The sequence below is a fragment of the Pseudomonas peli genome, from assembly GCF_900099645.1.
Lineage (GTDB): Bacteria > Pseudomonadota > Gammaproteobacteria > Pseudomonadales > Pseudomonadaceae > Aquipseudomonas > Aquipseudomonas peli.
Map to the genome: position 1 here is coordinate 910380 of NZ_FMTL01000002.1, position 12511 is coordinate 922890.

General features: G+C 59.5%; 9 protein-coding genes and 1 pseudogene. 5 read left to right on the forward strand and 5 right to left on the reverse strand.

All coding sequences use genetic code 11. The features are described from left to right. Positions 1 to 192: 192 nt before the first annotated feature. Together mapR and ccoG are read right to left on the reverse strand one after the other, a co-directional pair. The gene (mapR, locus tag BLO50_RS13095) at positions 193 to 1602 is read right to left on the reverse strand and encodes a GntR family transcriptional regulator MpaR (RefSeq protein ID WP_090253502.1); all 1410 of its coding nucleotides are present in this window, start codon (positions 1600 to 1602) and stop codon (positions 193 to 195) included. 64 nt (positions 1603 to 1666) lie between these two features. Then, positions 1667 to 3082: a cytochrome c oxidase accessory protein CcoG gene (gene ccoG, locus BLO50_RS13100; protein ID WP_090253504.1), complete on the reverse strand. Its 1416-nt coding sequence runs from the start codon at positions 3080 to 3082 to the stop codon at positions 1667 to 1669. 384 nt (positions 3083 to 3466) lie between these two features. Between ccoG and BLO50_RS13105 the strand changes: the two genes are divergently transcribed. The 5 genes and pseudogenes from BLO50_RS13105 (at position 3467) to BLO50_RS13125 (ending at position 7155) form a co-directional block, all read left to right on the forward strand. Then, positions 3467 to 4636: a GGDEF domain-containing protein gene (locus tag BLO50_RS13105; RefSeq protein WP_090253506.1), complete on the forward strand. Its 1170-nt coding sequence runs from the start codon at positions 3467 to 3469 to the stop codon at positions 4634 to 4636. A gap of 16 nt (positions 4637 to 4652) precedes the next feature. Beyond that, positions 4653 to 4994: pseudogene (locus BLO50_RS13110) on the forward strand (methyl-accepting chemotaxis protein); the annotation flags it as partial. Positions 4995 to 5137: 143 nt separating this feature from the next. After that, the gene (arfB, locus tag BLO50_RS13115; protein ID WP_090253508.1) at positions 5138 to 5551 is read left to right on the forward strand and encodes an alternative ribosome rescue aminoacyl-tRNA hydrolase ArfB; all 414 of its coding nucleotides are present in this window, start codon (positions 5138 to 5140) and stop codon (positions 5549 to 5551) included. A gap of 104 nt (positions 5552 to 5655) precedes the next feature. Further along, positions 5656 to 6570, forward strand: coding sequence for a LysR family transcriptional regulator (locus BLO50_RS13120; protein ID WP_090253509.1), 915 nt, complete (start codon positions 5656 to 5658; stop codon positions 6568 to 6570). Positions 6571 to 6735: 165 nt separating this feature from the next. Further along, positions 6736 to 7155 carry a VOC family protein gene (locus BLO50_RS13125; protein WP_090253511.1) on the forward strand — a complete coding sequence of 140 codons (420 nt, stop codon included), beginning with the start codon at positions 6736 to 6738 and terminating at the stop codon, positions 7153 to 7155. Positions 7156 to 7207: 52 nt separating this feature from the next. Here BLO50_RS13125 and ggpS read toward each other — a convergent pair whose 3' ends face one another. From ggpS to BLO50_RS13140, 3 genes are all read right to left on the reverse strand, one after another. After that, positions 7208 to 9475: a glucosylglycerol-phosphate synthase gene (ggpS, locus tag BLO50_RS13130; RefSeq protein ID WP_090253513.1), complete on the reverse strand. Its 2268-nt coding sequence runs from the start codon at positions 9473 to 9475 to the stop codon at positions 7208 to 7210. Between the two features lie 96 nt (positions 9476 to 9571). Continuing rightward, positions 9572 to 10858: an MFS transporter gene (locus BLO50_RS13135; RefSeq protein WP_090253515.1), complete on the reverse strand. Its 1287-nt coding sequence runs from the start codon at positions 10856 to 10858 to the stop codon at positions 9572 to 9574. 217 nt (positions 10859 to 11075) lie between these two features. Continuing rightward, positions 11076 to 12464 carry a DUF2254 domain-containing protein gene (locus tag BLO50_RS13140; RefSeq protein WP_090253517.1) on the reverse strand — a complete coding sequence of 463 codons (1389 nt, stop codon included), beginning with the start codon at positions 12462 to 12464 and terminating at the stop codon, positions 11076 to 11078. Between the last annotated feature and the right edge of the window lie 47 nt (positions 12465 to 12511).

Genomic DNA, 12511 nt, shown 5'->3' on the forward strand with positions numbered 1-12511 from the left:
CCTTGAAATGGCCGTAATACCCGCAAATATGCGGTTTATTGAGGTTCAGGAAGGGCGAATTGATCTGCCAAGCTGAGCAGGCAGATCATCTGTTGGGTTATACGAAAGTTGTACAGGCTGAGCGTGTGGCTGAAATAGGCTTATGCCGATTGATCATGAGCAGACCGCTGTATACGGCCTGGGTAGCCTTGATCAGAACGAGGCGAGTATGCGCCCCAGCACAGCCATCGCCTGTTCGCTCTGCGCATCCCAGGGGTGGCCATAGTTCAGGCGAGCGCAGTTGCCGAAGCGCCGGGTGGCCGAGAAGATCGGCCCTGGTGCCAGGCTGATGCCCTGGGCCAGGGCCAGTTGGAACAGGCGCAGTGCATCAACCTGTTCAGGGAACTCGAACCAGAGGAAATAGCCCCCGCTGGGGCGAGAGACCTTGGTCGTGGCGGGGAAATGGCGTGCGGCGGAGGCGAGCATTGACGCCTGTTGCGCTTCCAGAGCATGGCGCAGTTTGCGCAGGTGGCGATCGTAGCCGCCGTGCTGCAGGTAATCGGCCAGGGCGGCCTGGGCTGGTACGGAGGGGGAGATGGTGGTCATCAGCTTGAGTCGGCTGATCTGTTCGGCATAACGTCCGCCGGCCACCCAGCCAACCCGATAACCCGGGGCCAGGCATTTGGAGAACGAGCCGCAGTGCATCACCAGTCCGTCGCGGTCGAAGCTCTTGACGGGTTTAGGTGGTTGGCTGCCGAAGTACAGTTCGGCGTACACGTCATCTTCTATAAGCGGTACTTGATGGCGATGGAGCACCTCATAAAGAGCGCGCTTTTTGTCATCACTCATGCTCGCGCCCAGCGGGTTCTGCAGGCTGCTCATAAACCAGCAGGCTTTGATTGGCAGGCTGGCCAGACGTTCGCTGAGCACGTTCAGGTCGATGCCTTCACGTGGGTTGACCGGGATTTCCACGGCCTTGAGCTTCAAGCGCTCCAGCACCTGCAGCGTGGCATAAAAGGCGGGCGCCTCGATGGCCACCAGATCACCGGGTTGGGTGACGGTTTGCAGGCACAGATTGAGTGCTTCCATGGCGCCACTGGTGATCACCAGTTCTTCCAATGGCAGCATTACGCCGCTGACCATGTAGCGCAGGGCAATTTGCCGGCGCAGGCTGGGGTTGCCCTCGGTCATGTCGGCAATCACCGCCTGTGCCTGCATGTCGCGCACGCTCTGGGCCATTGAACGGGCCAGGCGTGGCAGGGGAAATAGCTGTGGGCTGGGGAACGCCGAACCGAATGGCACAGTGCCGGGGTCTTTTAGCGACGCGAGGACTGAGAACACCAACTCGCTGACATCCACCTCGGTGGTCTGGGTCGGCTGCTGACTGGTTTCCGGCTCGGCCAGAGAATGCCGTGCCAGCTCACGCACGAAGTAACCGGAGCGGGCGCGCGCCTGGATCAGGCCACGGTCTTCCAGCAGGTAATAGGCCTGGAACACCGTGGATGGGCTCACCCCATAGGTGCGGCTGGCGTGGCGCACCGAGGGCACTTTTTCGCCAGGCGCGAGCATGCCGCTGCGGATCAGTTCGGCAATCTGGTCGGCAAATATCTCGTAGCGTTTCATCGTGTCCGTAGGCGCGCGTTGCAGATTCGCGCACTCTACGGGGAGTTGCCTGACCATGCGACTGTCAGCGCCCACTGGGTGAGAGAAAGATGCTCTGCGTCTGTGCCTGCTCACGGGCATTGGTAAGGTTCTGGATCACGAACTGCACGGGTAGGGTGCTGGATGTGTCCTGCTGGTTTTCCTGGATCACGGTCACCGGTACGTCGAGGATTTCTCCAGGGTTGAGTTGCAGTTGTGCAGGAGCCTGCAGGCGCAGATCAGGGCTGTTGGCCAGTGTCAGCGCATAGCGCTGTGGTTGCTGGGTCTTGTTGATCACCTTGAGCAGGTAGGTGTTCTCGATCTGCCCCGATTGGTTCTCACGGAACATGCTGCGGTCTTTGGCTGCATCAATGGACAGCATCGAGCGGCCATGCAATGCCCAGATGAAGGCCCCGATCATCAACACCAACGCGATGCAGTAGCCAATCAGCCGTGGCCGAAGCCAGTGGGTTTTGCCACCCTGCAGTTCGCGTTCGGAGTGGTAGCCAACCAGGCCACGGGCATAGCCCATTTTGTCCATGATGGAATCGCAGGCATCGATGCATGCTCCGCAGCTGATGCAGTCGATCTGCAGGCCATCACGGATGTCGATACCGGTGGGGCACACTTGCACGCACATATAACAGTCGATGCAATCACCCAGTCCTTCAGCTTTGTGATCGCTTTCCTTCTTACGTGGGCCACGGCCTTCACCACGCGTGGCGTCGTAGGCCACTAGCAGGGTGTCGTCGTCAAACATGGCACTTTGAAAGCGTGAGTAGGGGCACATGTGCACGCAGACTTTCTCACGTAGCCATCCGGCGTTCAGGTATGTGGCCGTCATAAAAAACAGTACCCAGACCAGCGTGCCGCTCTCCAGTTGAAAACTCAGCAGATCGCGGGTGAGCTCACGGATTGGCGTGAAGTAGCCAATAAAGGTCAGGGCTGTGAGCAGGCTAACCGCCAGCCAGATGGCGTGCTTTGCACTGCGCCGCACCAACTTGCTCAGCGACCAGGGGGCTGCATCCAGCTTGATCCTTTGGTGGCGTTCGCCCTCGGTGATCTTCTCCGCCCACATAAACACCCAGGTCCACACACTTTGCGGGCAGGTGTAGCCACACCATACGCGCCCAGCCACTACCGTGATGGCGAACAAACCGAAGGCGGCGATGATCAGTAATGCCGAGAGCAATATGAAGTCTTGCGGCCAGAAGGTTGCGCCAAAAATGTAGTAGCGGTGCTCGGCCAAGTTCCACAGCACCGCCTGCCGGCCATCCCAGTCAAGCCATGCGGTGCCAAAGAAAATCAGAAACAGCAAACCTGCTCCGTACAGGCGCAGGTTACGAAAACGGCCGCTGAAACTGCGAGTATGAATCGGTCCACCCGCTTGTGAAGGCGTCAGGCGGATAGGTTGGCGCGGGTCGATGGTTTCGATGATCTGCGCAGGTATGCGTTCGCTCATTGCGGGCCTCGTCGGGCTTTATCAGGCGAGGGGCATAATGCGAGCACGTCTGTTTGAGTAACAGACTCAGGTTTTCAAATAAAAAGCGGATCAGATCGTCAGGTCGTTGGTAGTTGTGGCGAGTTATTGTCAGAGCTTTGGGGGCAACGCAGATACTTGCTATGAGCCTGTGCTGCTTCAGTCGTGACGCTACTGACATAAGTCTGTCGCTTTGAAACATCAGGCTTAGGGCACAAAACTATTGTGGCTATGGCAAGCACCAGCACTAGTGTTAAATAGCCATACCAAACATCTAGGGAGTACCGAGGGATCCCAGCAATCGTGAGCTTTTGCTATCCCTTTGTGTTTCTCCGTTATTGCGATTTTTCTATCAATGCGACGCCTATGACCACCACCGTTATCCTTGGCATGCTCTGCGTGCACTTAATCTGCTTTTGTGTAATGTTCCTGCTAATCAGCACTCGGCTGAATGGCAAGAAGATGGGCATGGAGGTTTTGGCGCTCGGTAATCTTCTGCTTGGACTCGCTTATATTCTTCAATTGCTCGGCGGCCCCTCGAGTTGGGGTTTCATGAGTGTCGTCAACCATACGCTGACTCTCAGCGCTCCTGTCGCGTATGTCTTGGGTGCCATGCGCTTTTTTGATCGGACAACCCCGGTTTTGCGCCCACTGCTTGTATTGGCTCTTATCTACTCGGTGGTGCAGGTACTGGTGCAACTGTTGCTCGGAGACGCAGCCCGTCATGCACTATTAGCGGCCTTGTGCGCTTTGCTCTTTCTGGGCATGACAGCGGCAGTGCTCTATGGCAGGCGAAGTTTTGCCAAGGACCTGAGCGTTGAAATGATCATATTTGCAGTGCTGATCGGCGGCATCTGCATTCTCAATGCCGCGAAGTTTGTATTAATTGTCGATGGCGGAATGGCGGCGCTCGATATGAGCAGCAGCTTCCAGAAGGTCTTTTATATCTACATGTCGTTCCTGGCGACCGTGCTACCACCTTGTGCGGTTTGGTTGGTGCTGCGCCGCCTCACGGATGAACTGCGTAGCTTGGCCGCGCATGACCCGCTCACCAGACTGCTAAACCGGCGTGGGCTTTTGGATGCAATGGAAGCGCACTTCCGCTCACGCACTGCCGGGCCTGCGTACCTGCTGATCGTCGACATCGACCACTTCAAACGTATTAATGACACTCATGGCCACAACGTCGGCGATCTTGTCCTTTGTCACGTTGCCGAAGTACTCAAGGCCACCGCCCGGCAGGGCGATCTGGTCTGCAGGCTGGGCGGCGAGGAGTTCGTGATTATCGCCCTGGATACCGACAGCGTTGGCGCCGTGCAACTGGCAGAACGCACACGGACGGCAATTGAATACAGCGAAGTACCTAGTACCGACAACAGCCAGTTAATCCGCTGCACCGCAACCATTGGAGTCTCGGATCAGTTCACTAGCGCACAGGCGTTCGACAAGTTTTTGCAGCAGGCAGATGCTGCGCTATACCGAGGCAAGGCCGCAGGGCGCAACCGGGTTGAGTTGGGGTATGCGCAAGGGGGTTAGAGGCCATGCACAAGCTATCGAAGCGCTGATCGCCGGCCTGCAGAACTGCACCAAAATGGTGGCAGCGGCGATGCGCAACAGCTGCAGCCTTACTGACAGCAGCGTCGAACTGACGCGCAATGCCGGCGACACTCTGGGCAACATCACCCATGCGGTGTCCAACATCTAGTCGATGAATCATCAGATTGCCGCAGCCGCCGAGGAGCAGAGTGCGGTGGCCGAGGAGATCAGCCGCAGCATCCTCAGCGTGCGTGACGTATCCGAACAAACCGCCAGCTATGAAACCGCCGCCTCAAGTGCAGATCTGGCGCGCCTGGGCAATCAACTGAAAACGCTGGTCAGCCGTTTCCGCGTTTAACTCAGCCGCCTGAGGCCGTGGCAACCAGCCACGGCCTCAGGTATTTGCGCCACTTTAATCGCTCAGGTGGTTAGCAACCTGAGCGAGCGGCTGACCTACGTTCGCGTTATCCTGAACGCCCTTCCTTGCGCCGAATCCTGTCCATGCTGGTTATTTCCAACAGCGTTCACCTGCCCGACGATGAGGTCGAGTTGACCGCCATTCGTGCCCAGGGCGCCGGTGGGCAGAACGTCAATAAGGTGTCCAGCGCGATCCATTTGCGTTTCGATATCCAGGCATCCAGCTTGCCACCGTTCTATAAGGAGCGGCTGCTGGCGTTGCGCGACGGGCGCATCACCGCCGAAGGTGTGGTGGTTATCAAAGCCCAGCAGTACCGCACCCAAGAGCAGAACCGCGCCGACGCGCTGGAGCGCCTGGCCGAGCTGATTCGCAGCGCCGCTAAGACTGAGAAAGCCCGCCGTCCGACCAAACCGACCCTGGGTTCGAAAAAACGCCGCCTGGAAGGCAAGAGCATCCGCGGTACGATCAAGGCCGGGCGTGGCAAGGTCGACTTCTAATAATCTGCTTACAGTCCGCTGCGTGGTGAAAACAGCCGCTATCAGCTTATTTTCGTGAGTAAAGGTAGTGTTTTTAGGCGTGAATACTTGACTAATATGCATGAATGAAAACGACCCTCGATGAACTGCTGGCCTTTGTCAGCGTGGTGGACGGCGGCTCGATCAGTGCCGCTGCCGAACAACTGACGCAGACGGCTTCCGGTGTTAGCCGTGCGCTGAGTCGGCTGGAAGAAAAGCTCGATGTCACCCTGTTGCGCCGCACCACCCGGCGTTTGGAGCTGACCGAGGAGGGCCAGGCCTTCTTGGTGCAGGCGCGCAAAATACTTGATGCCGTGGAAAGCGCCGAAGAGCAGATGATGGTGCGCCGGCAAAAGCCAGCAGGGCGCTTGCGGGTAAATGCCGCCGCGCCATTCATGCTGCATGCAGTGGTGCCGCTGGTGGCGGGTTTTCGGGCGCAGTACCCGGAGATTCAGCTGGAGCTGCACAGCAGCGACCAGATCATCGATCTGCTGGAGCAGCGCACCGACGTGGCAATACGTATCGGTCCATTACGCGACTCCACCCTGCATGCGCGGCCACTTGGCAGTAATCGCCTGCGTATTCTTGCCAGCCCGGCTTACCTCAAGGCACAGGGCACGCCGAAACGTGTTGAAGATCTGAGCGGGCATAGCTTGCTCGGCTTTACCCAGCCCGACAGCCTTAACCAGTGGCCGCTGCGACATGCGCTGGGCGATGCCTACAGCATTACTCCGAGTCTGAGCGCGTCCAGTGGCGAGACTTTACGCCAGCTGGCCTTGAGCGGTGCTGGAATCGTCTGCCTGGCGGACTTTATGACCGGCGCTGACCGGGCCAATGGTGCCTTGGTGCAGCTGATGGCTCGCGACACCGTCGAGGTGCGTCAACCGATTCATGCGGTGTATTACCGCAATACCGCGCTGACCTCGCGCATCACCTGCTTTCTCGATTACCTGAGCAGTCAGCTGGCTGAGCGTTCGCTGCCTCACCCGCGTCAGCTGTGAGTGGGGATTAACTTCAGTACTTTTTGCACGCCTGTCGATTGGCCATTTCGCCGTTCGACTCACGTACAGAACCTAGCCTTGGGTTTGCGGTCTGCCATTACATGCCCGGAAAAAGCCCCAGTGGCAGGCTATCAATCAAGTACGCGAGTTCTAAGGAGAGTGCTGATGAAGATCCATACCTACTTGACCTTCGATGGCCAGTGCGAAGCGGCCTTTAACTATTACGCCCAATGCCTGGGCGGCAGTCTGGAGCTGATGCGCATGGGCGAAAGCCCGGAAGCAGGCAATGTGCCGGAGCAGTTTCATGACCGTGTGATGCACGTGTGCCTGACCGTGGGCGATCAGCTGCTGATGGCGTCTGACACCTTCCCCGGTATGCCGTACGAGGGCATCAAAGGTTCTTCCGTCTCCCTGCAGGTGGAAAATGTGCCAGAGGCCGAGCGCCTGTATAAAGCGCTCTCTGCGGGCGGTTCGGTGCAGATGGAGTTGCAGGCGACCTTCTGGGCTACGCGCTTTGCCATGTTCACCGACCGCTTTGGCGTCGGCTGGATGATTAACTGCGATATTGATGCGCAGATGGGCTAGGTATGCAGGCTTGGCTCGGCGCAGCTGAACGATGCAGCTGCGCTGTTGCCGCCTAGCCGACCAGCCCGAGGGCACGGTCCAGTTGCTCCTGCGGGTCGCTGACGGCGGCGAGGAATTCATCACCCCAGCGGCGGATATCGTTGTAGTTGACGATATCGAACAGCTCACGCAGGCGTGCCTGGGCCTCGGCCTTAGGCATGTTCAGCGCCACATAACAGGTTTGCGTCATATCCACCGGGTCATGCGGGTTGGTCAGTAGCGCGCCTTTGAGCTCGGCGGCAGCGCCGGCAAACTCCGAAAGTACCAGCACGCCACGGCCATCCAGCAGGCCTTGAGCGGCGACAAATTCCTTGGCCACCAGGTTGAGGCCGTCGCGCAGTGGGGTAATCCACATCACGTCGGCCATGGCGTACCAGGCGCTGACTTCCTCGAACGGCAGGCTGCGGAAGAAGAACTGCAGTGGTGTCCAGCCGATGCGGGCGAAGCGGCCGTTGATGCGGCCCACGGCCTGCTCGATCTGCCCTTGCAGCTCGTCATAAATGGTCATTTCCTTGGCCGCCGGCACGCACACGGTTACCAGGGTGACCTTGCCGAGCAGCTCGGGGTTTTCTTCCAACAGGCGTTCGTAAGCGTTGAGCTTTTCCAGAATGCCTTTGGTGTAGTCGAGGCGTTCTACCGAGAGAATCAGTTTGACCCCGGCAAGTTCGCTGCGCAGACGTTCCATCATTTGCCTGATCTTCGGTGCGGCCAGGGCGCTGCGTACCCGCTCGATATCCAGGCCCACCGGGTGGGCGCCAAGTTTGACCACGCGGTTACCAGTGTCCACGGCGGTGGTCATGCGCTCCAGGCCCACGGCGCAGCCATAGGTAATAAAGCGTGGCGCGCAGTTCTGTCGGCTGACGGTTTGCAGGGGCATCACGCCGCGCGCGGCATCGACGAAGTTTTCCACCTGGCGCGGGATATGGAAGCCGATGTAGTCGCATTGCAGCAGGCTGCCGATGATCTGCCGGCGCCAGGGCAGTACGTTGAACACATCCGCCGAGGGGAAGTAGGTGTGGTGGAAGAAGGCGATGCGCAGGTCCGGGCGCAGCTCGCGCAGGTAGCCGGGGACCATCCACAGGTTGTAATCGTGCAACCACACTGTGGCGCCCTCAGCAGCTTCCAGGGCGGTGCGTTCGGCAAAGGCGCGGTTGACCTTGAGGAATACCTGCCAGTCGTCTTCACGGAACTGCGCACGCTCCCAGAAGGTGTGCAGGGTCGGCCAGAAGGCTTCCTTGGAGAAGCGCTTGTAGAAAATGTCGACTTCTTCCTTGCTCAGCGCCACCCGCGCGGCGGTCAGCCTCGGGTAGCGTTCGGCATCCACCGTGGTGTGGCTGTCGAAGGTTTCCCCACTGTTTTCGTCATGCTCGGCCCAGGCCACCCAGGAGCCAGCGCGACCATCGCCGAAGAAGCTCAGCAGGGTCGGAATAATGCCGTTGGGTGACGTCGGACGGCGGCGCTGCAGCTTGCCATCGGCGCCACGGAATTCTTCATAGGGCAGGCGGTGGTAGACCATCACCAGATCGGCCTTGCCGGGTTCGGCAACTTGCTTGCCTTCGGCGGCGATGCCCTGTTTGCCGAGAAAGCCAAAGTGCACAAAGGCTTCAAGAATACCGCCGCAACCGGCGCGCTCGGCGTGGAACACCCGCGAATACTGCCGGGTGGCTTGCAGCAGGCCCGGCTCGGATGCGCCGACGCAGACGCCCTTGAACTGGCCGCTCAGCATGGAGAGGTCGTTGAGCGTGTCGCCAGCCGTTAGCACCTGGTCGTTGTCCAGCTCCAGCCAGTCGATCAGCGCCTGCAGGCTGCTGCCTTTATTCACGCCTTTTGGCAGAAAATCCAGATAGCGCTCGGCCGAGTAGAGCAGGTCGCAGCCCAAGCTTTCAGCAATTGTCAGCAGCTCCGGGTTGGCCGCCTGTTCAGGGTTGCAGAAGTAGGAGCAGCGGCGCACCTGCGGTACGTCCTGGCGCTCCAGGGCAAAGCGTTCGATGGCGCTGGCAACCTGGCTGTCGCCGGGCCAGAGGGCGTCCACCGCGCTTTGCAGCGGCTGAATCGGCTGCAGGCTGTCGCCATGCACCAGGCTTGCTCCAACGTCGGAGATGATGAAATCCGGTTGCGGCAGGGTCGGGTCTGCCAGCAGTGGCAGCACTGATTCCAGGCTGCGGCCGGTGACGTAGGCCAGGCGTATTTCCGGGTGGGCGGCGATGGTTTGGTAAAGGCTTAAGCGATCCTTGGGATCGCCGCCGAGAAAGGTTCCATCGAGATCGGTGGCAAGTAACATGCGCTGTCTTCCTGTCCAGTTAAGTGGGTGCAGTGACGCGCCGACAAAGGCCGACGAGCTATGGACGATTGCGCCACGGGGCGTTCGTCTCTTGGTTTACCCAGGCGTCTGCGGCGCCGGGTTGGGCGGGTCCTCATGTGAGTCAGTTGGGTCTGGGTCGTCTGTGGGCGGTGCATCGGGCATCAGCTCAAGCACCGTGTGGCTGGTGCGCAGCATGGGCATAAAGTGCCCGGCCGGTGCGCTGACCAGGTCGCTGACATGGCGCAGGCGGTACAGCGTGTACGCCGCGAGCAGGCCGAGCGTGGCGGCGAAATACAGCGGCAGCGCCTGGGCACCGAGGTGATGCATCAGCAGGCCGGCGAGCAGCGGGCCGCATACCGAGCCGATGCCATTGACCATCAGCAGGCTGCTGGAACCGGCGAGGATTTCATCGCTGTGCAATTGGTCGATCAGCTGCGCCACGGCAATCGGGTAGATAGCAAAGGCCAAACCGCCCCAGATAAATATCAGCCCTAGCAGCAGGCGACCGGCCGGCAACAGGCTCATCAGCACGGCAACCACTACGGCCAGCGCGACTACCCAGAACAGCACCAGGCGGCGGTCGTGTTTATCCGAGTAGATACCAATCGGCCATTGCAGCAAGGCGCCGCCAAGGATCGTGCTGCTCATCAGCAAACCCACGCCGGTGGCATCGAAGCCATTCAGGCTGGCATACACCGGAGCCATGCCCCAGAACGCTCCGAGGGCTAGACCGGATAAGCCCGCGGCGGCCAGCGCCAATGGGGCGATTCCGGCGATCTGCCGCAGATTGGTGTGCAGGGTATCCGGCACGCTGGGTTGGATCTGCCGAGTCAGGGTGATGGGCATCAAGGCCGCGCTGATCAGCATGGCGGCCAGTACGAACAGCACGAAGTCGCTCGGCGAGGCCAGATTGAGCAGCTGCTGCGCGGCGGCCAGTGCGCCGAGGTTGACCGCCATATACACGGCAAACACCTGGCCGCGTTTGTCGTTGGGCACCTGCGCGTTAAGCCAGCTCTCGATCACCATATACAGGCTGACCAGCGCCAGGCCGTAAAGCACGCGTAGGCCCAGCCAGACCCAAGGGTCAACAATCAGCACATGGAGTAGGGCGGTGATGGCAGCGAGGGCGGCGCAAAAGGCAAACGCACGGATATGCCCAACGCGGTGGACCAGCGGAATCGCCAGCCAGGTGCCAAGGAGAAAACCGACAAAGTACCCGGACATAATCAGGCCGAGCATCGAGGTGGAGTAGCCTTCAGCGACGCCACGCAAGGTCAGTAGGGTGTTGAGCAGACCATTGCCGAGGAGGAGTAATGCAACCCCACCGAGCAACGAGCTGATAGGGGCAATCAGGGACCACATGGCGACCTACCCTAGGGAACTATGCCGCTGAGTGCAAGCATGAAGGGTGCCAGTGCTTAGCCAGGTAACGAATTAAGCTGTTGTTTTTAAACGGTTAATTTTATAGATGAACGGTATTTTGATTTTTCCAGGCATTGCCTCTGCGTGCGCCGAGGGCGCTGAAGCGCTGTGCTGCACCCATACAGACCGCAGCCATCACTTTACTTTTTCGGCGCGTTTACAAGGCTTCCCGCGAGCTGGTCGAGGGTTGCTGGGTGTTGTCTTCCGCACCCTTGCTGCCCGGTATGCCAAGCAGGGCAATCGGCTCCAGGGCTGAACTGGTCTGATTGATGCGTTCGAGCAGCTGGTTGATGGCTTGGCGATCGCGGCTGTTGCACAGGTGCTGATCGGCGGTTTCCTGCACGCTGCGCACATGCCGCAGCAGATCGGTTTTCTGCGTTGCGCGCAGCGGCTGGTAGAGCAGGTTCTTGAAGGCCTGCAGCAACCCGATCAGCACACTCACATCGGCGCAGCCGTAGTGGCGAATGGGGCCGAATACCCGTTGCAGCAACTCATCCAGCGAGAGTTCGTAATGCAGCAGGCGTGGCGGGCCATCGTCCGCCAGGGTGACATCCAGGTCCGGCAACGCCAGGCGCTTGCTGAATAGCACGCTGAGCAGGTCGATGGCGGTAATCGCCGTGCCGGGGTCGTTGATGCCGGGGCTGAGCGCCTTAACGGCGATTTCCGACATCTGCGTGCAGCCAAACAGGTAGTGGGAGTGCGCGTATTCCTCGAGAAAGAAATCGAAGCAGTCGAGTAGCGCGTCAGTGATTGCCGAATCGACCTGGCGGTCAAGCTTGAACAGCGGCCGGCCACTCATCACGAAGAACCCGCGGTGGATCATCACGGTCATGCGCAGGTCGTGCTCACACAAGATGGTGTTGATCGTATTGACGTTGAGCTCTTTGAAATAACCGCTGCGTTGCGCGCAGACCTCCTGCCAGTTTTGATCCTTTGGCCAACTGGGCAGGTTGTCGATAGCGGCCAGCTTGGCTTCGCGCGCGGCGAGTTTCGCCAGGGTGGTGTGGTACAGATTGTTGAGGATGTACTCCACCTGAATCGAGCGGGAAATCGAGTGGATAAAGTGCACAAACAGGCCGAGGCAGGCGATACCCATCGCCAATGCCATCAATACGCCGAGGCTGGGCACCTGGGTGGAGTTGTCCAGTTCAATAGTGGTGATCAGCAGCAGCGAGAAGAGGATGGTGCCGAGGTAGAAACCGAGGGTCTTCTGGTGGCTCTTATCGCTGATCAGTCCAGGCACTACGCGCGGTGACAGTGCGGCGGCGGCATTGTTGAGCACGACCATGACCATGGAGAAGCTGAACACCATCAGCGAGAGGATGCCGCCGACCAGCGTGCCGAGAATCAAGCGGGCATTCTCGGCATTGCGCACCAGGCCGACATCAATCTCGCCTTTGAGCGACATCATCCAGGGCTGGTATTCGATGCTCATGCTCAGCAGGCACAAAACGAAGAAGCCCAATGCGATCAGCGTCGGGTAGAGGGCCAGGCTGTGCAAGATGCGCTGGTACAGGCGGAAGGCAAAATTCAACAAGCGGGGCACGGGCGTCTCGCTGCGATGGGCGTGCGGCGACTATAGCAAGCTTGTCG

Coding starts and splice junctions, on each gene's coding strand:
- mapR (WP_090253502.1), bottom strand. CDS start 1,602: ATGAAACGCTACGAGATATTTGCCGACCAGATTGCCGAACTGATCCGC.
- ccoG (WP_090253504.1), bottom strand. CDS start 3,082: ATGAGCGAACGCATACCTGCGCAGATCATCGAAACCATCGACCCGCGC.
- BLO50_RS13105 (WP_090253506.1), top strand. CDS start 3,467: ATGACCACCACCGTTATCCTTGGCATGCTCTGCGTGCACTTAATCTGC.
- arfB (WP_090253508.1), top strand. CDS start 5,138: ATGCTGGTTATTTCCAACAGCGTTCACCTGCCCGACGATGAGGTCGAG.
- BLO50_RS13120 (WP_090253509.1), top strand. CDS start 5,656: ATGAAAACGACCCTCGATGAACTGCTGGCCTTTGTCAGCGTGGTGGAC.
- BLO50_RS13125 (WP_090253511.1), top strand. CDS start 6,736: ATGAAGATCCATACCTACTTGACCTTCGATGGCCAGTGCGAAGCGGCC.
- ggpS (WP_090253513.1), bottom strand. CDS start 9,475: ATGTTACTTGCCACCGATCTCGATGGAACCTTTCTCGGCGGCGATCCC.
- BLO50_RS13135 (WP_090253515.1), bottom strand. CDS start 10,858: ATGTGGTCCCTGATTGCCCCTATCAGCTCGTTGCTCGGTGGGGTTGCA.